The organism is Streptomyces sp. NPDC006923 (assembly GCF_040635655.1).
Classification (GTDB): Bacteria; Actinomycetota; Actinomycetes; order Streptomycetales; family Streptomycetaceae; genus Streptomyces.
On sequence record NZ_JBEYIF010000006.1, the window covers coordinates 478,290 to 499,703 of the forward strand.

Annotated in this window: 18 protein-coding genes and 1 riboswitch; of the genes, 12 read left to right on the forward strand and 6 right to left on the reverse strand. The window is 69.8% G+C overall.

Annotation, left to right across the window (positions count from 1 at the left end):
* The first annotated feature begins 23 nt into the window (after positions 1–23).
* From ABZ707_RS15500 to gap, 3 genes are all read left to right on the forward strand, one after another.
* Entirely contained in the window at positions 24–338 is a 315-nt protein-coding gene (locus tag ABZ707_RS15500; protein ID WP_360173708.1) for a DUF1330 domain-containing protein, read from the forward strand.
* A gap of 297 nt (positions 339–635) precedes the next feature.
* A complete protein-coding gene (locus ABZ707_RS15505; protein ID WP_360173711.1) occupies positions 636–1,592 on the forward strand; it encodes a helix-turn-helix domain-containing protein in 957 nt (318 codons plus the stop codon).
* A gap of 133 nt (positions 1,593–1,725) precedes the next feature.
* A complete protein-coding gene (gene gap, locus ABZ707_RS15510) occupies positions 1,726–2,724 on the forward strand; it encodes a type I glyceraldehyde-3-phosphate dehydrogenase (protein ID WP_360173714.1) in 999 nt (332 codons plus the stop codon).
* An 84-nt stretch (positions 2,725–2,808) separates the two neighbouring features.
* On the opposite strand, the gene ABZ707_RS15515 is transcribed toward gap, so the two are convergent.
* Together ABZ707_RS15515 and ABZ707_RS15520 are read right to left on the reverse strand one after the other, a co-directional pair.
* Positions 2,809–4,059, reverse strand: a complete 1,251-nt coding sequence (locus tag ABZ707_RS15515) for an NAD(P)/FAD-dependent oxidoreductase (RefSeq protein ID WP_360173717.1) — start codon at positions 4,057–4,059, stop codon at positions 2,809–2,811.
* A complete protein-coding gene (locus ABZ707_RS15520) occupies positions 4,049–4,618 on the reverse strand; it encodes a helix-turn-helix domain-containing protein (RefSeq protein ID WP_360173720.1) in 570 nt (189 codons plus the stop codon). Before ABZ707_RS15520 ends, ABZ707_RS15515 begins: the two co-directional genes overlap by 11 nt.
* Before the next feature lie 197 nt (positions 4,619–4,815).
* Between ABZ707_RS15520 and ABZ707_RS15525 the strand changes: the two genes are divergently transcribed.
* Positions 4,816–6,450, forward strand: coding sequence for an MFS transporter (locus ABZ707_RS15525; protein ID WP_360173723.1), 1,635 nt, complete (start codon positions 4,816–4,818; stop codon positions 6,448–6,450).
* A gap of 291 nt (positions 6,451–6,741) precedes the next feature.
* On the opposite strand, the gene ABZ707_RS15530 is transcribed toward ABZ707_RS15525, so the two are convergent.
* From ABZ707_RS15530 to gcvT, 4 genes are all read right to left on the reverse strand, one after another.
* Complete coding sequence (locus tag ABZ707_RS15530; RefSeq protein ID WP_360173726.1) at positions 6,742–8,124, reverse strand: L-serine ammonia-lyase; 1,383 nt, start codon at positions 8,122–8,124, stop codon at positions 6,742–6,744.
* Between the two features lie 293 nt (positions 8,125–8,417).
* A complete protein-coding gene (glyA, locus tag ABZ707_RS15535; protein ID WP_360173729.1) occupies positions 8,418–9,686 on the reverse strand; it encodes a serine hydroxymethyltransferase in 1,269 nt (422 codons plus the stop codon).
* Positions 9,687–9,738: 52 nt separating this feature from the next.
* Positions 9,739–10,116, reverse strand: coding sequence for a glycine cleavage system protein GcvH (gene gcvH, locus ABZ707_RS15540; protein WP_360173732.1), 378 nt, complete (start codon positions 10,114–10,116; stop codon positions 9,739–9,741).
* Between the two features lie 88 nt (positions 10,117–10,204).
* Positions 10,205–11,353, reverse strand: a complete 1,149-nt coding sequence (gene gcvT / locus ABZ707_RS15545; protein WP_360173911.1) for a glycine cleavage system aminomethyltransferase GcvT — start codon at positions 11,351–11,353, stop codon at positions 10,205–10,207.
* 148 nt (positions 11,354–11,501) lie between these two features.
* A riboswitch (glycine riboswitch) is annotated at positions 11,502–11,599 on the reverse strand.
* A gap of 218 nt (positions 11,600–11,817) precedes the next feature.
* Between gcvT and ABZ707_RS15550 the strand changes: the two genes are divergently transcribed.
* From ABZ707_RS15550 to ABZ707_RS15585, 8 genes are all read left to right on the forward strand, one after another.
* Complete coding sequence (locus ABZ707_RS15550) at positions 11,818–12,489, forward strand: AAA family ATPase (RefSeq protein ID WP_360173735.1); 672 nt, start codon at positions 11,818–11,820, stop codon at positions 12,487–12,489.
* Between the two features lie 105 nt (positions 12,490–12,594).
* Positions 12,595–13,335: an enhanced serine sensitivity protein SseB gene (locus tag ABZ707_RS15555; protein ID WP_360173738.1), complete on the forward strand. Its 741-nt coding sequence runs from the start codon at positions 12,595–12,597 to the stop codon at positions 13,333–13,335.
* Between the two features lie 285 nt (positions 13,336–13,620).
* Positions 13,621–14,406 (forward strand): enhanced serine sensitivity protein SseB C-terminal domain-containing protein, encoded by a 786-nt coding sequence (locus ABZ707_RS15560; protein ID WP_360173741.1) that lies wholly within the window; start codon positions 13,621–13,623, stop codon positions 14,404–14,406.
* Between the two features lie 540 nt (positions 14,407–14,946).
* A complete protein-coding gene (locus ABZ707_RS15565) occupies positions 14,947–15,945 on the forward strand; it encodes an ABC transporter permease (protein ID WP_360173744.1) in 999 nt (332 codons plus the stop codon).
* A 57-nt stretch (positions 15,946–16,002) separates the two neighbouring features.
* The gene (locus ABZ707_RS15570; protein ID WP_360173747.1) at positions 16,003–17,760 is read left to right on the forward strand and encodes an ABC transporter substrate-binding protein; all 1,758 of its coding nucleotides are present in this window, start codon (positions 16,003–16,005) and stop codon (positions 17,758–17,760) included.
* Between the two features lie 72 nt (positions 17,761–17,832).
* Positions 17,833–18,840 carry an ABC transporter permease gene (locus tag ABZ707_RS15575; RefSeq protein ID WP_319680640.1) on the forward strand — a complete coding sequence of 336 codons (1,008 nt, stop codon included), beginning with the start codon at positions 17,833–17,835 and terminating at the stop codon, positions 18,838–18,840.
* Positions 18,837–19,931: an ABC transporter ATP-binding protein gene (locus ABZ707_RS15580; RefSeq protein ID WP_360173750.1), complete on the forward strand. Its 1,095-nt coding sequence runs from the start codon at positions 18,837–18,839 to the stop codon at positions 19,929–19,931. The genes ABZ707_RS15575 and ABZ707_RS15580 overlap by 4 nt, the downstream gene beginning before the upstream one ends.
* Positions 19,928–21,295: a dipeptide ABC transporter ATP-binding protein gene (locus tag ABZ707_RS15585; RefSeq protein ID WP_360173753.1), complete on the forward strand. Its 1,368-nt coding sequence runs from the start codon at positions 19,928–19,930 to the stop codon at positions 21,293–21,295. Before ABZ707_RS15580 ends, ABZ707_RS15585 begins: the two co-directional genes overlap by 4 nt.
* The last annotated feature ends 119 nt before the right edge of the window (positions 21,296–21,414 follow it).

The window sequence follows — 21,414 nt, forward strand, 5'->3', positions numbered from 1 at the left end:
GTCCAAAGGAAGCAGGGGAACCCGTGCCCGCTTATGTCATCGTCGGAGTCGACGTCCTCGACGAGGAGGCCTGCCTGGCCTATGCCGCCGTGGCCCAGCCGTCCGTCCTGAGCCACGGCGGCCGTTACCTGGTCGCGGGCCCCACGCCCGAGCCCGTCGAGGGCACCTGGGACTTCGCCCGGCTGCTGGTCATCGAGTTCCCGGACATGGCCGTGGTCCAGGAGTGGTACGGCTCTCCCGAGTACCGGCGGGCCCTGGAGATCCGGAAGGGTGCGGCCCGGGTGCGGATGCTGTTCGCCGAGGGGTCGCCGCCGGAGGGGTTCTCCCTCCCGGCGTAGGGGCGGTGCCCGGCGGAGCCTCCGTGCGGACGGAGGTGGCCGCCGGGGACCGAGGCGGGCCGTGGAGGGGGAGATCCGGTGCCGCTGGACCGCGAAGCCGGGGACCCCGGGGCGTACGCCGGCCGAACGTCTGCGCGCCTGAGGACCGCCGGACGGCACCCGGGCCACTGGCCGGACCCCGGCCGCGCAGGGGGGAACCGGGCCGCGCCCCCGGCCCGTGCCGACGCCGAGTCCGGCGGTCCCTGCTCCGGAACAGGGCTGACGCACCCCCACGCGCCCTCCCGTACCCTCGTCCCCGTGCCCGCTTCACCCCTGCATCGTGTCGCCGTCCTTGTGCTCGAAGGGGCGAAGCCTCTCGATGTCGGAATTCCCGCGCAGGTGTTCACGACCCGCGCGAGCATGCCGTACGAGGTGCGGGTGTGCGGCGCGGCGCCGGGGCTTGTGACCGGCGGCGACGGCCTCTCGTACTCCGTCGCCCATGGCATCGACGCACTCGCGTGGGCCGACATCATCTTTGTCCCCGGCTACCGGCACCCGGACCGTGACGACCCGCCGCGGGCCGTCGTCGACGCGCTGATCGCCGCCCACCACCGGGGCGCGCGGCTCGCCGCCATCTCGACGGGCGCGTTCGCGCTCGCCGCCACGGGCCTGCTCGACGGCAAGCGCGCCACGACACACTGGCATTACACACGGGCACTCGCGGCGAAGCGTCCGCTCGTCCGGGTCGACGCGAACGTGCTGTTCGTCGACGAGGGCAGCATGCTGACGTCGGCCGGCGCCGCCTCGGGCATCGACCTCTGCCTGCACATTCTGCGGGGCGATCTGGGGGTGGCCGCCTCCAACCACGCGGCGCGGCGCCTGGTGGCGGCCCCCTACCGCAGCGGCGGGCAGGCACAGTACGTGCCGCGCAGTGTGCCCGAGCCGCTCGGCGAGCGGTTCGCCGCCACCCGGGAGTGGGCACTGCACCGGCTCGGTGAGCCCCTCACCCTCGAAGCGCTCGCCCGGCACGCGGCCGTGTCGCCGCGTACGTTCTCGCGGCGCTTCGTCGAGGACACGGGGTACACACCGATGCAGTGGGTCATGCGAGCCCGCATCGACGTGGCCCGTGAGCTGCTCGAACGTTCCCAGCGGGGCATCGAGCAGATCGCCGCCGACGTCGGTCTCGGCACCGGCTCGAATCTGCGGCTGCACTTCCAGCGCATCCTCGACACCACGCCGAGCGAGTACCGGCGCACGTTCGCCCAGGGGCAGTAGCCCGGCATCACCACCGGGCGTGATCCCCCCTGGCAGTCCCCTGGCGTGATCCTTGTGGACCATGGCGATCACGCCGCTGTCACCGGCGGACGCCGCGCGAGAGCCTGGTGGTGAACCAGAAGGGACACCATTCATGACTCGCATCGCCATCAACGGATTCGGCCGCATCGGACGCAATGTGCTGCGCGCACTGCTCGAACGCGACAGCGACCTGGAGATCGTCGCCGTCAACGACCTCACGGAGCCCGCCACCCTCGCGCGGCTGCTCGCCTATGACACGACGGCGGGCCGGCTCGGCCGCCCGGTGACCGTGGACGGGGACGCGCTCGTCGTCGACGGCCGCCGTATCACCGTGCTCGCCGAGCGCGAACCGGCGCGGCTGCCGTGGGCGGAGCTCGGCGTCGACATCGCGCTGGAGGCGACCGGCCGCTTCACCTCGGCCAAGGCCGCCCGCGCCCATATCGACGCGGGCGCGAAGAGGGTACTCATCAGCGCGCCGGCGGACGGCGCCGATGTCACCCTGGCGTTCGGGGTCAACACCGACGCGTACGACCCGGCCGCGCACACGATCGTCTCGAACGCCTCGTGCACGACCAACGCCCTCGCGCCGCTGGCCGCGGTGCTCGACGGCCTCGCCGGTATCGAGCACGGATTCATGACGACGGTGCACGCTTATACGCAGGAGCAGAACCTGCAGGACGGTCCGCACCGCGACGCCCGCCGCGCCCGCGCCGCCGCCGTCAACATCGTGCCGACCACGACAGGGGCCGCCAAGGCGATCGGCCTTGTGCTGCCGAACCTCGACGGCAAGCTGTCGGGCGACTCGATCCGCGTGCCGGTTCCGGTGGGATCGATCGTCGAGCTCAATACGACCGTTGCCCGTGACGTGACGCGCGAGGACGTGCTGGCGGCGTACCGCGACGCGGCGCGGGGATCGCTCGCGGGCGTACTCGAATACTCGGAGGACCCGCTCGTGTCGTCCGACATCACGGGCAACCCGGCGTCGTCGATCTTCGACTCGGCTCTGACCCGCGTCGACGGCCGCCATGTCAAGGTGGTCGCCTGGTACGACAACGAGTGGGGCTTCTCGAACCGCGTGATCGATACGCTCGAACTCCTCGCCACCCGCTGACCGGAATCCGGGGCGGCCCGCCCGTGGGGGCCGCGCCGCCCCGCGCCCGCCCGACCGGATCCCCGGCTCCCCCCGGGGATCCGGTCAGGGGCGGAGATGGTCCCTGACGCGCTCCGCGGTACGCGCGGCGTCCGTGCCGATGCCGTAGAGGACACCGGAGGCGCGGTGTGTCATCCAGGGAATCCCCACCGCGTGCACGCCGGGACAGGGCGTCACGCCCCGCTCGTGCTTCAGGGCGCCGTTGGCATCGCGGAGGGCGTCCGGGAGCCACCCGGTGTCCGGTCGCATTCCGGTGCAGAACAGCAGGGTGGAGATGCCCTCGGCGGCGATGTCGAGTTCGGCGGGCGTCGGGGGCGCCGCGGCGAGGGGTCGCTCGGAGGGATCGGCGGCCGGCTCCGGCAACGACGGGTCGGGGTGCTCCCGCAGGTGCGCGTCCACCCTCTCGCGGAACCGCTCCGAGAATTCGTCCGCGATCCGCATGTTGTGCGCGAGGTCCCCGGCGAAGAACAGCCGGCCGTTCTCCGCGCCGGTGAGCCGCCCCAGCAGGGTGACGCCCTCCCGGGCGAGCTGCTGGAGCGCCAGGGTCCGGACACTGCTGACAGCCGGCTGCGGCGCCCGGATCACCTCCGCGGGAGCCTGCTCGGTGGGCAGGTCGAGGAAGCCGGTGTCGCGCAGCCAGGCGAAGACGTCCCGGCCGCGGTAACGGCGGGGCACACGCCCGACCGGACTGGTGGCGAGGAACACCCGCCGGCCCGCGCGGCGGAGCCCGTCGGCGATCTGAGTCCCCGACTGGCCGCTGCCCACCACCAGCACCGCGCCGGGCGGCAACTGCTCCGGCCGGCGGTAGTCAACCGCGTGCACGGTCGTCAGGCCGGGCTGCGGCTCGATCCCGGCGGGCACGCGCGGCTCTCGCCGCGCACCGGCGGCGATCACCACGGCGCGGGCGGACCAGTCGCCCTCGGAGGTGGCGAGCCGGTAGCCCGCGCCGTCCCGCCGGAGGGAAAGGACCTCGACGCCACGCCTTACGGGAAGATCCGCGTCGCGTGCGTAGGAGTCGAGCAGCTCGACGAACTGGTCACGCGTCAGGAACCCGTCCGGATCCCCGGAATGCCCGGGCCGGCCGGGGAGCCGCACCGACCAGGTCGGGGTGACGAGGGTGAAGCTGTCCCAGCGTGAGCGCCAGGTGGCACCTACGGTGTCCCGCTCAAGGACCACATGGCCGACCCCGAGGGATCTCAGATGCCAACTCGTCGCCAGCCCGGCCGGACCGGCCCCCACGACGATCGCGGGAACGCTCCGGCGTGAGCCGCTCGCCGGGGCGTCGTCACGCCTCATTCGCGGGCACGCTCCTGAGCCGGGCGCCGGAGCCGGGCCGGTGCGTGACCTCGTCGGCCGAGGTGACGGGATGTCCGTCCGCGCAGCGCAGGTGCGCCAACACCGCGGCCCCGCAGTCGCGGTGCAGCATGACCAGCGGAGGCCCCTCGGGGTCGGCCTCGTAGCGGTCGCCCCACTGCCTCATGGCCACCAGGACCGGATAGACGTCCGAGCCCTTGGCGGTGAGCACGTATTCGGCGCGGGGCCGCACTCCGGGTTCCCGGTAGGTCTGCTTGCTGAGGATGCCCCGTGAGGTGAGGGCGGACAGCCGGTTCGAGAGGACCTGGCGGGGGATCCCGGTCTGGGCGATGAAGTCCTCGAACCTGCGCACACCCCGGAACGCGTCCCTGAGGACCAGGAATGTCCACTTCTCGCCGAGGACCTCCAGGGTGCGGGCGATGCTGCAGTTCTCCATCGGGTGGATCCGCGCACCCGCGCCGTCCCGTGGAGCCTCGCTCGCCTGCCCGGTCGGCGCTTGACCTGCGTCGAGGGGCGGGGGGCCGACCTGTCTCTGAGCCATGCCGTTCACCTTAAGTCTTCTTGACAGACCCAGCAACAACCGTGAAGCTGAGTCCGCGAAAGAGACTTAATCGGAGTCTTCCGCAGCCGGCGGAGCCGGCACGCGTCCTGACTTTCCGTCCGCTCTTTCCCGTTCCACTTTTTCGCTTGCCCTCTTTTGTTCTCCCTTGTGTTCTTCCTCTTTCGAAAGAGCGTGTTGTGTCTCTCGCACCTTCCCCTCCCCCCGCGGCACCGCGCCCGGACCGTGCCTCCCCGTCCGAGGCCGGCGGCAGCCGCAACCGGTGGCTGAGCCTTGCCGTGGCATGCCTGGGCATGATGATGACGTTCTTCAACATCACGGCCACGATCTCGGTGCTCGCGCTGATACAGGCCGATCTCCATGTCTCCACGTCCTCGCTGATCTGGGTGAGCAGCGCCTACACCCTGCTGGTGGCGAGCCTCGTCCTGTCGGCGGGTACGTTCGGTGACGTCTTCGGCCGCCGCAAGGTGTTCCTCATCGGGATCGTGCTGATCGGCGCGGGCAGCCTGCTGGCCTTCCTGTCCGGTTCCCTCGGTGTGCTGATCACCGCCCAGGCGGTGATGGGCATCGGCGGCGCGCTGGTCCTGCCCAACAGTCTGTCGCTGGTCACCGGGGCCTTCAGCGATCCGCACGAGCGGACCGAGGCAGTCAGCATCTGGGCCGGGTGCTCCGGCATCGGCCTGGCCGTGGCGCCGCTGCTGGCGGGCGTACTGCTGCTGCACTTCTCCTGGCACAGCGTCTACCTCCTCAACGTCGGTATCGCCCTGGTGGCGGCGGTCCTCACGCCGGTCCTGGTGGCCGAGTCCCGTCATCCCGACCGGGCCCTGGACCCCGTCGGCCTGATCCTCGGAACGGTGACCATCGGCCTGCTCACCTTTGCCGTGATCGAGAGCGGCGGCGCCGGCTACACCGACGCCCGCGTCGTCGGGGCCTTCGCCGGCTTCCTGGTCGCCCTCGGGATGTTCCTGTGGTTCGAGGCACGGCACCACGATCCGATGCTGGACCTGCGGCTCTTCCGGTCCGCCTCCTTCAGCGCCGTGATGGCGGTGGCCGCCGGCGTGATGTTCGCCTTCACCGGTGTGGCGCTGCTCCTGGTGCTGTACTTCGAGAAGGTGCGGGCCCTGTCCGCGCTCGACACGGGATGGCGCCTGCTGCCGCTCTTCGTGAGCTATATCGCCGTCAGCTCGGTGGCGGGACGGATCGTGCGCCGCACGGGGTTCAGGACCACCCTCACGGGGGGACTGCTCATCGCCGGCGCCGGCGTCCTTCTCCTGCTGATCGAGGGCCCCGACAGCAGCTACCACGCGATATGGCCGGGCATGACCGTCCTCGGCCTGGGCTCAGGACTGCTCATCGCACCCAGCACCGCCGCCGCGATGATCAGCGTGCCGCACACGCAGACGGGCATGGCCAGCGGCGCCGTCAATATGTTCCGCCAACTCGGCAGCGTCCTCGGCACCAGCATCCTGGGCACCATCCTGACGACCCGCATGGACACCAACCTCGCCGACCGGCTCCGGGACGCGCGGGTACCCGGGCCGGTCGCCGACACGGTCCGCGAGGCCGCCTCGGACGGGACCCCGGCGGGCACGCTGCCCCCGGACCTCGCCGCCCGGGTGACAAAGGCGGTCGCGCACGCCTTCACCGACGCCCAGCACACCGGATTCCTCGTCGCCGCCCTCCTGCTGTTCGCCACGGCCGTGCCCACGGTGCTGTTCGTACGGAAACGGCAGGCCGCCGCGCCCCCGGCCCCGGGCGGCGGCGCGGTCCCGCCCGCCGGAACCGCTCCGGCGGCCCGCCACTCCCGGCACTGACGACCCCGGCAATGACGACCCCGGCACTGACGCGAAAGCCGACTGCGGGCACCCCTCAGGTGGACCCAGGGGACCGATTCAATACGTCCAGTGGTGGGCGAGCGGTGTATCAGGCGTTGATCACATACCGCGAACCCGCAGGCCAAGAGCCCCTTCCATGGGGACTTCCCAGGGACTTTTCAGGGACTTCCACGTCTGTCCCAGGGAGGTCTCAGGGACTTTCCACCGTGTGGGCAGGGGAGGCCCCGACAGCGCCAAAAGGCACGAACACGCTGGTCAGGGCCCACATCCTCAGCACTCGATGATGTTCACCGCGAGGCCGCCGCGCGCCGTCTCCTTGTACTTCACGGACATGTCGGCGCCGGTCTCCTTCATGGTCTTGATGACCTTGTCCAGGGAGACCTTGTGGCTGCCGTCGCCGCGCAGCGCCATCTTCGCCGCCGTGACCGCCTTCACCGCCGCCATGCCGTTGCGCTCGATGCACGGGATCTGCACCAGGCCGCCGACCGGGTCGCAGGTCAGGCCGAGGTTGTGCTCCATGCCGATCTCGGCGGCGTTCTCCACCTGTTCCGCGCTGCCGCCGAGCACCTCGGCGAGCGCGCCCGCCGCCATCGAGCAGGCCGAACCGACCTCGCCCTGGCAGCCGACCTCGGCGCCGGAGATGGAGGCGTTCTCCTTGAAGAGCATGCCGATCGCGCCCGCCGCGAGGAGGAAGCGGACCACGTTTTCCGCCTTCTCCTCGTCGGTGGCCCCGCCCGCCGCGAAGTTCATGTAGTAGTGCAGCACGGCCGGGATGATGCCGGCGGCGCCGTTGGTGGGGGCGGTGACAACACGGCCACCCGCGGCGTTCTCCTCGTTCACGGCCATGGCGTAGAGCGTGATCCACTCCATGGCGTGGCCCCGCGGGTCGCCCTCCGCGCGGAGCTGGCGCGCCGAGTGGGCCGCGCGGCGGCGGACCTTGAGGCCCCCGGGCAGGATGCCCTCGCGGGCCATGCCGCGCGAGACGCACGCCTGCATCACCCGCCAGATCTCCAGCAGGCCGGCCCGGATCTCCTCCTCCGTGCGCCAGGCCCTCTCGTTCTCCATCATCAGCGCGGAGATCGACAGGCCCGTCTCCCGTGACAGGCGCAGCAGCTCGTCACCGGTGCGGAAGGGATGGGTGAGCACCGTGTCGTCGAGCTTGATCCGGTCCTCGCCCACCGCGTCCTCGTCCACCACAAAACCGCCGCCGACCGAGTAGTACGTCTTCTCCAGGAGCAGCCCGCCGTCGGCGCCGTACGCGGAGACCGTCATGCCGTTGGCGTGGTACGGCAGGGCCTTGCGGCGGTGCAGGACCAGATCCTCACCGGCGTCGAAGGCGATCTCGTGCGTCCCGAGCAGATTGAGCCGGCCGCGGGCGCGGATACGTTCCGCCTGTTCGTCGGCGCTCTCCACGTCGACCGTGCGCGGGGAGTTGCCCTCCAGGCCGAGGAGGACGGCCTTCGGGGTGCCGTGGCCGTGGCCGGTCGCGCCGAGCGAGCCGTACAGCTCGGCCCGTACCGACGCGGTGTGGACGAGCAGGCCCTCGTTCTTGAGGCGGCGGGCGAACATCCGGGCCGCGCGCATCGGGCCGACGGTGTGTGAGCTGGACGGGCCGATGCCGATCGAGAACAGGTCGAAGACCGAGATGGCCACGGGGGTACTCCTCTGACGGGTAGACGCCGTTGTCTGCCGGGGTGGCGCAGAAACCGCACGTACACAGATACGTTTCCGCGGGGTACGCGGACACGGGGCACACGGATACACGGATGGACGAATACGCGAACAACGCGAGCAATGCGAGATACATGGTGCGGGGCACCGCGCGTACACGGTCGGGTGTGCGCGCGGTGCCCCGTGGGTCGTGCCGTGCCCCTCGGAGGGGCCGTTCTTCTCGAAAAGGCCGTTTCCCTTGAAAGGCCCCGCGAGGGCCAATCGCTCCGGAATCCTCAGAGACCAGGGTAGAGCGGGTGCTTCTCGGCCAGTACGGAGACCCGGCCTGCCAGCTCGGCGCGGTCGAACGACGGCTTGAGCGCCGCCGCGATGATCTCCGCGACCTCGCTGAAGTCCTCCGCGCCGAAGCCGCGGGTGGCGAGCGCCGGGGTGCCGATCCGCAGACCCGAGGTGACCATCGGGGGCCGCGGGTCGTTCGGGACGGCGTTGCGGTTGACCGTGATGCCGATCTCGTGAAGGCGGTCCTCGGCCTGCTGACCGTCCAGCTCGGAGTGGCGCAGGTCGACCAGGACCAGGTGGACGTCCGTACCACCGGAGAGGACGGAGACGCCCACCTCGGCGACGTCCGGCCGCACCAGGCGCTCGGCGAGGATACGGGCGCCCTCCAGGGTGCGCTGCTGGCGCTCCTTGAACTCCTCCGTGGCCGCGACCTTGAAGGCGACCGCCTTGCCGGCGATGACATGCTCCAGCGGGCCGCCCTGCTGGCCGGGGAAGACCGCGGAGTTGATCTTCTTCGCCAGCTCCTGCGTGGAGAGGATCACTCCGCCGCGCGGGCCGCCGAGGGTCTTGTGCGTGGTCGTGGTGACGACATGCGCGTGCGGCACCGGGTTGGGGTGCAGGCCCGCGGCGACCAGACCGGCGAAGTGCGCCATGTCGACCATGAGGTACGCGCCGACCTCGTCCGCGATCCGGCGGAAGGCCGCGAAGTCGAGCCGGCGGGGATACGCCGACCAGCCGGCCACGATCAGCTTGGGCCTGGACTCCTTGGCGAGCCGCTCGACCTCGGCCATGTCGACCTGGCCGGTCCCCTCGTCGACGTGGTAGGCGACGACGTTGTAGAGCTTGCCGGAGAAGTTGATCTTCATACCGTGGGTCAGGTGCCCGCCGTGGGCGAGGTTCAGACCCATGATGGTGTCGCCGGGAGAGAGCAGCGCGAACATCGCGGCCGCGTTCGCCTGTGCGCCCGAGTGCGGCTGTACGTTCGCGTGCTCGGCCCCGAAGAGCGCCTTGACACGGTCGATGGCGATCTGCTCGACGACATCGACGTGCTCGCAGCCGCCGTAGTAGCGGCGGCCCGGGTAGCCCTCCGCGTACTTGTTGGTCAGTACGGAGCCCTGGGCCTCCATGACCGCGACCGGAGCGAAGTTCTCCGAGGCGATCATTTCGAGGGTGGACTGCTGACGGTGGAGTTCGGCGTCGACAGCGGCGGCGACGTCCGGGTCGAGCTCATGGAGCGAGGTGTTCAGAAGCGACTTCGAAGACATCACAGTCCCTGGGGTCTCAGTTGCCGTGGGCACGTCGGTGCCCGCAAGCACGTCAGTTGCCGGAGAACTCTGTGTACTCGTCGGCGGAGAGCAGGTCCTTCGGCTCCTCCGCGACGCGCACCTTGAACAGCCAGCCGCCCTCGAACGGGGCGGAGTTCACCAGCGAGGGCTCGTCCACGACGTCCTGGTTCGTCTCGACGACCTCACCGGTCACCGGGGCGTACAGATCGCTGACCGACTTGGTCGACTCCAGCTCGCCGCAGGTCTCGCCCGCGGTCACTGTGTCACCCACCTCCGGAAGCTGGACATACACGACATCGCCGAGGGCGTTGGCCGCGTGCTCCGTGATACCGACCGTCGACACGCCGTCCTCGGCGGCCGTCAGCCACTCGTGCTCCTTGCTGTAACGAAGCTGCTGGGGGTTGCTCATGAGGTGAATTCTCCTGTACGCGGGGGAGTGCTGAGGAACGGATGTCTTACGGACCGAGACGGCCCCGGGCGTACCCGGGACCGGCGGGTCACTTCTGACGCTTGTAGAAGGGCAGTGCGACGACCTCGTACGGCTCGTGCGAGCCGCGGATGTCCACTCCCACACCGGCCGTGCCGGGCTCGGCGTGCGAGGCGTCGACGTACGCCATGGCGATCGGCCTGCCCAGGGTCGGGGAGGGGGCGCCGGAGGTGATCTCGCCGATGGTCACTCCGCCGGCGACGACCTGGTAGCCGGCGCGCGGGACCCGGCGGCCCTCGGCGACCAGGCCGACCAGCTTGCGCGGCGGGGCGGACGCGGCGCGCTCGGCGGCGGCCTCCAGCGCCGGGCGGCCGACGAAGTCGCCGTCGTTCGACGTCTTCTCGAACTTGACCACCCGGCCCAGGCCCGCGTCGAACGGGGTCAGGCCGGTGGTCAGCTCGTTCCCGTACAGCGGCATGCCCGCCTCAAGACGGAGGGTGTCGCGGCAGGACAGCCCGCAGGGCACCAGACCGACGCCCTCGCCGGCCTCGGTCAGCGCCTGCCACAGCCGCTCCGCGTACCGGGGCTCGACGAAGAGTTCGAAACCGTCCTCGCCGGTGTAGCCCGTACGGGCGATCAGGGCGGGCACACCGGCCACGGTGCCGGGCAGGCCCGCGTAGTACTTGAGCTCGTCCAGCGGGGCGTCGGTCAGCGACTTCAGGATGCCCGGGGACTCCGGGCCCTGGACCGCGAGCAGCGCGTACGCGTCGCGGTCGTCGCGCACCCCGGCGTCGAAACCGGCCGCGCGGGCGGTCAGCGCGTCCAGCACGGTCTGGGCGTTGGAGGCGTTGGCGACGACCAGGTACTCGTCCTCGCCGAGGCGGTAGACGATCAGGTCGTCCAGGATCCCGCCGTCCTCCTGGCAGATCATCGTGTAGCGGGCGCGGCCCACCGCGACAGCGCCGATATTGCCGACCAGCGCGTAGTCGAGGAACCGGGCCGCCTCAGGACCCGAGACGGTGATCTCGCCCATGTGGGAGAGGTCGAAGAGGCCGGCCCTGGTGCGGACGGCGTTGTGCTCGTCGCGCTCACTGCCGTACCGCAGCGGCATGTCCCAGCCCGCGAAGTCGGTCATGGTCGCGCCCAGGGCGCGGTGTACGGCGTCGAGCGCCGTACGGCGCGGGCTGCCGGGGGTGCTGCTCGGCGGGACATGGCTCATCGGTGTGGCTCCCAGGGCATGACGGGCGAGGACGGTCCTCCCCATCTGTCATCGGAACCTGAGAGGTTCACCACGACCGCGCGTACGGACGGTCGTGACTTGCACCTTGGGTGGGGCCGCAGCACTGCGGCCCGCTTTTCAGATCTGCCTCATCCACGCGGTACGGGGCCTGAGAGATTCAAGGGAGGAACTTGCTCCTTCGGCGCCCGGCGCACACGGTGACCGGGACTCTCCCGCGTGGATTCAAACGGCCGGTATGCAGTTGGCGGGCACATCATCGCACGCGTCGGCGCCGAGGGCGCGATGGAGCCCGTGGACCGGGCGGGACTTCCGGACCGCCCCGGCGGCGCGCCCGGCCCCTGACGCGCCGGGCGCCATGAAAAGCTTGTACGGCATTACCATTTCTTTACACTTCATGGGGAAGGGACATGTGCCAGGGTGACTGAGCTGACAGGGGGACGGCGATGAGGTCGCACGGGGTCGGCACGTATGCGGCGACGGCGGGGGTGCCCGCCCGGCGGGAGGCCCGGGAGGCGATGACGCGGCCCGCGCCGCTGGTCCGGGACCTGCGGGCGCGAGACGGCCGGGGGCCGACGGGCCTCGCCTTCGCCGCCGGAGACATAGTGGTCGTCTCGGGGCTGCCGGGCAGCGGCAAGTCGACACTGATCCGGCGGGCCGCCGCGGGCGGCGGAATCGATTCGCAGGACGCCAGGGACCGCTGGGAGCGACGGCTTCCCGGGCGGCTGCCCTACGCCGTCTACCGCCCGCTCGTCCGAATCGCGCACTACGCGGGGCTGCGCCGCGCGCTGCGCTCCGGCGAGAGCGTCGTCGTCCATGACTGCGGTACGCAGACCTGGGTGCGGCGCTGGCTGGCCCGGGAGGCCCGCAGGCGCGGCCGGCGGCTCCATCTCGTCCTGCTGGACGTCGCACCCGAGGTCGCGCGCGCGGGCCAGCGGGAACGCGGCCGCGGTGTCTCCGGTTACGCGTTCGCCCGGCACCGCCGCGCGGTGGGCGGTCTGATCGCCGCGGCCGAGACGGGACGCCTCCCGCGCGGTTGCGCCTCCGCCGTCCTGCTCGACAGGCAAGCGGCGGGAGCGCTGGGCAGCATCGCGTTCCCGGCGCCGCGCGGAGAGTGAGCGGCGGCCCGGCGCCCCGGCCCCGGCTCTGCGCCCGCCTGGCCCGCACGGGGCCCGTCCCGCGGCGTTAGGGTCAGCGGCAGCAACGTGGGCGGAGGGAAGACCGTGAATACAGCATGGCCGGGCAATGAGCTCGAAGAGGTGCTCAGCGCCTCGCTCGGGAGCGACGCGGCGGGCGGGCGGCTGGTCGAGGTGCTCGGCAGAAGCCAGATCTGGGTGCCGCTGCCCAACGGCGGCGGGCCCGAAAGCCCCCATCTCGATCTGCCGACGATCGAGCTCGAAGGCGCCCCGTACGTCCCGGTGTACAGCTCCGAACAGCAGTACCTCCAGTGCGTCGGCGCCCATATGTCCTTCACCGTCGCACCGGCCCGCGACTTCGCCCGGGGGCTGCCGCCGGGGCTCGGTATCGCCGTCAATCCGGGCGGCGCGGTCGGCGCGCCGCTGCCGCCGCTCGCCGTGGCCGAGCTGTGCCGGACGGGCCGCAGCCCGCTCGACGGCCCCGCGTCCGGCGGACGCGTACGGCTCTTCGAGCCGGACTGGCAGGAGGATCCGGTTGATTTCCTCACCGCCGCCGCGGCCGAGTTCGAGGCGGCCGGTGTGGTGCTGTCCGCCCGCCGCGCGCTCGCCAGCGTCGAGGGCGAGTCCCCGGTGCTGTTCATAGGCGTCCAGCTCTCCTCCTGGGAGGCGGCCGAGCGCAATGTCCCGATGGACGCGCTGGGCCGGGCGCTGGGCCGGGTCCAGGTCGGCTGGCCGGTCAATCTCGTCCTGCTGGACGTGGCCCAGGACCCGGTCGGCGACTGGCTGCTGGCGAAGGTGCGTCCCTTCTATCAGCGCGGGTACGTCTGAGCCCGGCCGGAACGGGCAGGTGCCGTTCGTCGGCGCGGTGGACACGGCGCCGGTATAGCGCCGGACATATCAGTCGTCAAGTCTGTGTCAGCACCGCCGCCTAAGCTGGTTTGATGGTCGGCGCGGCCGGTGCGGCCGTGGCGGGGATCCCGGCGGCCGTCGCCGGACGCGGTGTCCCCGGGGCCGCCGCACCGCCCGGCCGGACCCGGCACGAAGGACGGCCGGCGCCGCCGGGACCTCGGGGGAGCTGGCCGAATGGTGGATCGAAGAGGGGCGGGACCCAGAGTGAGCGCGTCAGGCACCGCTGCGACCGGGCAGGTCGAGCACATGCTGAGCCAGGTGACGCCGGGGCGCTACGACGCGTACGAGGCGCTCCTGCACGCTCTCGCCGAGGACAGCGTCTGGATGCTGCTCTGGCACGGCCGGGCCGGTTCGCCCGAGGCCCAGTACGGCAACATGGAGATCGACGGACTGGGCTACGCGCCCTGCGTCACCTCCGCCCAGGAGCTCGCCGTCAGCGGCTGGAACCGCGCGCACGAGGTGGTCACGGGCCGTGACATCGCCCGCGCCCTCTACCCCGACCGCTGGGGGATCTGGCTCAATCCGCACGCTCCCGGCGGCGGCGTCGGCATCCCCTGGCTCGATCTGCGCCGGATCGCCACCGGCCTCGACCGGATGCCGGCCGGCCCGCTGCGGCTCTCGGACCCGGCCATCGAGCTTCCGCAGTTCTACGCCCAGCTCACCCAGAACGCGCACCGCACCCCCGTGGTGCGCTCGCTGCGCCGCGCCTGGGTGCAGCCGGCGCTCGGCGCCCCGTATCTCGCGATCGGTCTCGACCTCTACGACACGAGCCCGGCCGCCGTGGACTCCGTACGCGCGATGATGCGGCAGTCGGTCGCCGCCGTCCCGGACGGGCTGCCCGTCTCCACGGTCGCGATGTCCGACGAGTACGACCCCGTGACCATGTGGCTGCGTGTCAACTCCCGTCCGTTCTACGACCGCGAGGCGCACGCCGCCCCGGAGTCGCCCACCGGCTACGGCTACCCGCCGCCCGCCCAGCGCCCGTACTGAACACCGGACGTACACACGCGGAACACGTGTCGTACGGCCGCCGGTGCGTGAGGACGCCCGGTCGACCGCCGGAAACATCCGCTTATGTCCCACTTGTCCGTGATGCGGCCCTCCGGCCCCCGGTCGCTGTTACCGGCGGGCACCCCGTGTCGTGTCGGGGGAGTAAACCGCGCACTCCGGGCGGATCACTCCGCCGAACGCTTCCATACGTCCCCAATTCCCTGGTTTATAGGGTCCTTTGGGGGACATGCCCGACCTATTGGATGTGTGGCGGGGTCGGTCCGCTGAGGAGGTCACGGTGTTCGGATAACGGAAACCCTATAAACGCATCACGGTTGAGCAACCATTCCCCTGCGGGGCTGGCGGGTGATCGCAAAGTCCCTGAAGACTCCACGGAGCAAGTGGTTTAAGTCGTGTGCGATGCGCTTTACAGAAGCGGTTCCCGCCACCGGCAAGCCACGAGTACCAACGATCTGAACGTGCCGCTACTGCGGCGGTCATGAGCCGACCACCGTCGGCCAAGAGAGGTCTCCAGCACACATGACGGCACCTATCGAGACCACCGGGCCGGCGGCGAACGCGCAGCCCGAGGCCGTGCTGAAGGGCGTCGAGTCCAAGCAGATCGAAGGCCGCTCGCTCGGACGAATCGCCTGGACCCGCTTCAAGCGGGACAAGGTGGCGGTCGCCGGTGGTGTCATCGTCGTGCTGCTCATCCTGATCGCGGCCCTGTCCCGCCCGATCCAGTCGCTGCTCGGCCTCGACCCGAACGCCTTCAACCAGGACCTCATCGACCCCAACACCACCCTGCCCAAGGGCGGGTTCGGCGGAATGAGCTGGGACCACCCGCTGGGCGTGGAGCCCAAGTTCGGCCGCGACATCTTCGCGCGGATCATCGAGGGTTCCTGGGTCTCCCTGGTGGTGGCCTTCGGCGCCACCGTGCTCTCCAACGCCATCGGCGCCGTCCTCGGCGTTGTCGCGGGCTACTACGGGGGCCGGGTCGACACGGTCATCAGCCGGATGATGGACACCTTCCTGGCCTTCCCGCTGCTGCTCTTCGCGATCGCCATCTCGGCCACCCTCCAGGGCGGTGCCTTCGGCCTTTCGGGCCTGCCGCTCCACATCTCCGTACTGATCTTCGTGATCGGCTTCTTCAACTGGCCGTACATGGGCCGGATCGTCCGCGGTCAGACGCTGGCGCTGAGGGAGCGGGAGTTCGTGGACGCGTCGCGCGGGATGGGTGCGCGCGGTCCGTACATCCTCTTCAAGGAACTGCTCCCGAACCTCGTCGGGCCGATCATCGTCTACTCGACGCTGCTCATCCCGACCAACATCATCTTCGAGGCGTCGCTCAGCTTCCTCGGCGTGGGGATCCAGCCGCCGCAGGCTTCCTGGGGCGGCATGCTCAACCAGGCAGTCGACTTCTACCAGGTCGACCCCCAGTACATGGTCGTACCGGGCCTCGCCATCTTCGTCACCGTGCTGGCGTTCAACCTGCTCGGTGACGGCCTGAGGGATGCGCTCGACCCGCGCAGCCACTGACGTCTGCCGGACCGAGCCTTTGTCCGATTTTCAATTACGAAGGGGTAACCGACCATCATGCGAAGGTCAGCCGTGACCGCACTCGTGGTCATCAGCAGCGCGAGCCTCCTGCTCGCAGGCTGCAGTAAGGCCGAGGACAAGGGCGGTGACGGTAACGGCGGAGCCAAATCCGCCGGAGCCAACGCCGCCACCAAGGAGGTGACCAACGTCTCCGACAAGAAGGGGGGCACGGTCACCTACGCGATGGCCGACGTGCCGGACTCCTTCGACCCCGGCAACACGTACTACGCGTACATGTACAACTTCAGCCGGCTGTACGCCCGCCCGCTGATGACCTTCAACCCGGCTCCCGGCGCGAAGGGCAACGAGCTCGTCCCTGACCTCGCCGAGTCCAAGGGCACGCCCAGCGACGACGGCAAGACCTGGACGTACAAGCTCCGCGCGGGCGTCAAGTACGACGACGGCACCGCCGTCACCTCGAAGGACGTCAAGTACGCCGTCGAGCGCTCCAACTTCGCCCGTGACGTGCTGTCCCTCGGTCCGAACTACTTCCAGCAGCTCCTGGAGGACAAGGACAAGTACAAGGGCCCGTACAAGGACAAGAGCGACAAGGGCCTGGCGTCCATCGAGACGCCGGACGACCAGACCGTCGTCTTCCACCTGAACAAGTCCTTCGCGGACTTCGACTACCTGGTCAGCGCCCCGCAGACCGCTCCGGTGCCGAAGGCCAAGGACACGGGCGCGGACTACGTCAAGACCATCGCGTCCACCGGTTCCTACAAGTTCCAGAGCTACGAGGACGGCAAGCAGGTCGTCCTCGTCAAGAACCCGAACTGGGACGCGAAGACGGACCCGCTGCGCAAGCAGTACGCGGACAAGATCGTCGTCAACCTGAAGGTCGCACAGGAGACCATCGACAAGGACCTCCTTGCCGGTAACACCCAGGTCGACCTCACGGGCGTCGGCGTCGGGACCCAGACCCAGGCGCAGATCCTGAGCGACCCGAAGCTGAAGGCCAACACGGACAACACGACCGGTGGCCGTCTCGTCTACATGGCGATCAACTCCAAGGTCAAGCCGTTCGACAACGTCGAGTGCCGCAAGGCCGTGCAGTACGCCGTCGACAAGGTCTCCGTGCAGACCGCGATGGGCGGCCCGATCCGCGGCGACATCGCCACCACCGTGATGCCGCCCGACGTCATCGGCTACCAGAAGTTCGACACGTACCCGACCCCGGGCAACAAGGGTGACGTCGCCAAGGCGAAGGAGCACCTGAAGGCCTGCGGTACGGAGAAGATCTCGACCTTCATCACCGCGCGCAGCGACCGTCAGAGCGAGGTCGACGCCGCCACCGCGATCGTCGCCGCGCTGAGCAAGGTCGGCATCGACGCCAAGATCAAGCAGTACCCCGCCGGCAAGTACTTCACCGACTACGCGGGTGTGCCGAAGTTCACCGTGGACCAGAAGATCGGTCTGATGATGATGCAGTGGGGTGCCGACTGGCCGACCGGCTACGGCTTCCTGCAGCAGATCGTGCACGGCAAGGCCATCGGCCAGTCCGGCAACACGAACCTCTCGCAGCTCAACGATCCGACGATCAACAAGCTGCTGGACACCGCGATCTCCAACACGGACGAGGCGGCCCGCAACACGGCCTACAACGAGATCGACAAGAAGGTCATGGACCAGGCGGTCATCGTCCCCCTGACCTACTTCAAGGTCCTGCTGTACCGCTCGCCCGCCGCCACCAATGTCACCTCGACCGCTGCCTTCAGTGGTCAGTACGACTACCTCAACATCGGCACCACGAAGTAGTAGCCCCGGAAGGCAGGTGAAGGCATTGATGCCCGCGGGCCATTCGGCCCGCGGGCATCAGCGCCGGTCCCCGTGATCTCGTACATCATCCGCCGGTCGATCGCCGCAGTGATCCTGCTGCTGGTCGTCAGCGCGGTCACCTTCGGCATCTTCTTCCTGCTGCCGAGAATGGCCGGGCAGAGCGTCGATCAACTGGCACAGCAGTACATCGGCAAGAACCCCACGCCCGAGGACATCGTGGCGATCAAGCGGAACCTCGGCCTGGACCAGCCCCTGTACGCGCAGTACTGGGACTTCATCAAGGGGATTGTGGTAGGCGCCAATTACGATCTCGGCCCCACCACCGCGCACTGCAACGCACCGTGCTTCGGCTACTCCTTCAAGACTCACGTCGAGGTCTGGCCCCAGATAACGGACCGGCTGCCCGTCACCATCTCGCTCGCGGCCGGCGCGGCGGTCATCTGGCTGCTCTCCGGTGTCACCATCGGCGTCATCTCCGCGCTCAAGCCCGGGTCGTTCTTCGACCGCGCGGCCATGGGCGTGGCTCTCGGCGGCGTCTCGCTGCCCATGTTCTTCACCGGGCAGGTCGCCCTGCTGCTCTTCACCTACCAGTGGCCGATCTTCGGCCGCGAGTATGTGCCCTTCACCGAGAATCCGTCGCAGTGGGCCAACACCCTGATCCCCGCGTGGTGCTCTCTCGCTCTGCTCTACTCCGCGATCTACGCCCGGCTCACCAGGGCCGGGATGCTGGAGACGATGAGCGAGGACTTCATCCGCACGGCCCGGGCGAAGGGGCTGCGCGAACGGAACGTCGTCACACGGCACGGCCTGCGGGCCGCGCTCACACCGATCGTCACCGTCTTCGGTATGGACCTCGGTCTGCTGCTCGGTGGAGCGCTGATCACCGAGACCGTGTTCTCGCTGCACGGCGTCGGTGAGTACGCGGTCCAGGCGATCACCGACAACGACCTTCCCAAGATCCTCGGCGTCACCCTGCTGGCCGCCTTCTTCGTTGTGATCTGCAATCTCCTGGTGGACCTGCTGTACGCCGCCGTCGACCCGCGGGTGAGGCTCTCGTGACCGAACTGTCCAAGACCGGCGCCCCCGTGGCGGAACCCGTCGTCGACTCGCCCGCACCCACCGCGTTCCTCGAAGTACGGGACCTCAAGGTCCATTTCCCCACCGACGACGGTGTGGTCAAGTCCGTCGACGGGCTGTCCTTCCAGTTGGAGAAGGGCAAGACCCTCGGCATCGTGGGTGAGTCCGGCTCCGGCAAGTCGGTCACCTCCCTCGCCGTGATGGGCCTGCACCGCCAGGGCGCCCGCAGCAAGAACGTGCGGATGTCCGGCGAGATCTGGCTGGACGGCAAGGAGCTCGTCTCCGCGGACCCGGACGAGGTCCGCCGGCTCCGCGGCCGCGAGATGGCGATGATCTTCCAGGACCCGCTGTCCGCGATGCACCCGTACTACACGGTCGGCAGCCAGATCGTGGAGGCGTACCGCGTCCACAACAAGGTCAGCAAGAAGGCCGCGCGCGCCCGCGCCGTCGAGATGCTCGACCGGGTCGGCATCCCCGAGCCGCACAAGCGCGTGGACGGCTATCCGCACGAGTTCTCCGGCGGTATGCGCCAGCGCGCCATGATCGCGATGTCGCTGGTCAACAACCCCGAGCTGCTGATCGCGGACGAGCCGACCACGGCGCTGGACGTCACCGTCCAGGCGCAGATCCTCGACCTCATCCGCGATCTCCAGAAGGAGTTCGGCTCGGCGGTCGTCATCATCACCCACGACCTGGGTGTGGTGGCGGAGATCGCCGACGACATCCTGGTGATGTACGGCGGCCGCTGCGTCGAGCGCGGCCCGGTCGACAAGATCTTCTACGAGCCGCAGCACCCCTACACCTGGGGCCTGCTCGGCTCGATGCCGCGCATCGACCGTGAGCAGACCGACCGTCTCATCCCGGTCAAGGGCCAGCCGCCGAGCCTCATCAACGTCCCCTCGGGCTGCGCCTTCAACCCGCGCTGCCCGTACGCGGACGTACCCAAGGGCGGGATCACCCGCATCGAGCGCCCCGAACTCCGCGAGGTCGGCAGCCGGCACTTCTCCGCCTGCCACATGTCGCAGGAGGAGCGCGGGCGGATCTGGACCGAAGAGATTGCGCCGAACCTGTGAGCGAGACAAAGAAGAACTCCGGGACCGTCATTCCCCAGCAGGGCGCGGCCTCGGCTGAGCCGCTGCTCAAGGTGGAGGGTCTGGTCAAGCACTTCCCCATCAAGAAGGGGGTGCTGCAGCGCCAGGTCGGCGCCGTCAAGGCCGTCGACGGCCTCGACTTCGAGGTGCTGCCCGGGGAGACCCTGGGTGTCGTGGGCGAGTCGGGCTGCGGCAAGTCGACGATGGGCCGTCTCATCACCCGGCTGCTCGAACCGACCGGCGGCAAGGTCGAGTTCGACGGCAAGGACATCACGCATCTCGGCACCGGCGGGATGCGCCCGATGCGCCGTGACATCCAGATGATCTTCCAGGACCCGTACGGCTCGCTGAACCCGCGCCACACGGTCGGCTCGATCGTCTCCGCTCCCTTCAAGCTCCAGGGCGTCACGCCCGAGGGCGGTGTGAAGAAGGAGGTCCAGCACCTCCTGGAGCTGGTGGGGCTCAGCCCCGAGCACTACAACCGCTATCCGCACGAGTTCTCCGGCGGCCAGCGCCAGCGCATCGGTATCGCGCGGGCACTGGCGCTCAAGCCGAAGCTGGTCGTCGCGGACGAGCCGGTCTCGGCGCTGGACGTGTCGATCCAGGCGCAGGTGGTCAACCTGCTGGACGACCTCCAGGAAGAGCTGGGTCTGACGTATGTGATCATCGCCCACGACCTGTCGGTGATCCGCCATGTCTCGGACCGGATCGCGGTGATGTACCTCGGCAAGATCGTCGAGCTGGCGGACCGCAAGTCGCTGTACGAGTCGCCGATGCACCCGTACACCAAGGCGCTGCTCTCCGCCGTGCCGGTGCCGGACCCGCGCAGCAAGACCAAGAGCGACCGGATCCTGTTGCAGGGCGATGTGCCGTCGCCGATCTCCCCGCCGAGCGGCTGCCGCTTCCACACCCGCTGCTGGAAGGCGACGGAGGTCTGCAAGACGACCGAGCCGCCGCTGATCTCGCTCGCGCCGGGCCACCAGGCCGCTTGCCACCACCCGGAGAACGCTCCGGACCAGCGTCCGCAGGACACGGTGTCGGTGGCGTCGCGCCAGACGATCGAGCTGGCGGCGGCCGAGGCCGCCGCACCGGCCGCCACCGACGCCCCGGCGAAGACGGCGGCCCCGGCTCCCGTCGAGGCGGCGGCCCCGGTCGTGACGGAGCCGGTCGCGACGGAGGCTCCGGTCAAGGACGGGACCCCCGTGGTGGCGGAGGTGCCGGCCGTGGCCGACGCTCCGGCCGGGCCGGCGGCGGACGCGGCCGAGTCGAAGTCCAAGTCCAAGTCAGGGGAAGAGACCGGCGGCGCCGCCGGGTCCCCGGGCACGGAGACTCCGGACAAGAAGTAGCCGGACGAGCGGGGGGGGGGGGGGGGGTGGTGGTCATGAAATAACGGCACGCCCCCACCCCCCCCCCCACCAACAAAAAATAACAAAAAAAAATAAAAAAACAAAAAACACAAACACAC

What these genes read in the sequence shown, in the direction of transcription:
- gcvT (WP_360173911.1), bottom strand. Translation starts at nt 11,353, where the DNA reads ATGAGCCATGTCCCGCCGAGCAGCACCCCCGGCAGCCCGCGCCGTACG.
- ABZ707_RS15570 (WP_360173747.1), top strand. Translation starts at nt 16,003, where the DNA reads ATGCGAAGGTCAGCCGTGACCGCACTCGTGGTCATCAGCAGCGCGAGC.
- gcvH (WP_360173732.1), bottom strand. Translation starts at nt 10,116, where the DNA reads ATGAGCAACCCCCAGCAGCTTCGTTACAGCAAGGAGCACGAGTGGCTG.
- gap (WP_360173714.1), top strand. Translation starts at nt 1,726, where the DNA reads ATGACTCGCATCGCCATCAACGGATTCGGCCGCATCGGACGCAATGTG.
- ABZ707_RS15520 (WP_360173720.1), bottom strand. Translation starts at nt 4,618, where the DNA reads ATGGCTCAGAGACAGGTCGGCCCCCCGCCCCTCGACGCAGGTCAAGCG.
- ABZ707_RS15515 (WP_360173717.1), bottom strand. Translation starts at nt 4,059, where the DNA reads ATGAGGCGTGACGACGCCCCGGCGAGCGGCTCACGCCGGAGCGTTCCC.
- ABZ707_RS15550 (WP_360173735.1), top strand. Translation starts at nt 11,818, where the DNA reads ATGAGGTCGCACGGGGTCGGCACGTATGCGGCGACGGCGGGGGTGCCC.
- glyA (WP_360173729.1), bottom strand. Translation starts at nt 9,686, where the DNA reads ATGTCTTCGAAGTCGCTTCTGAACACCTCGCTCCATGAGCTCGACCCG.
- ABZ707_RS15565 (WP_360173744.1), top strand. Translation starts at nt 14,947, where the DNA reads ATGACGGCACCTATCGAGACCACCGGGCCGGCGGCGAACGCGCAGCCC.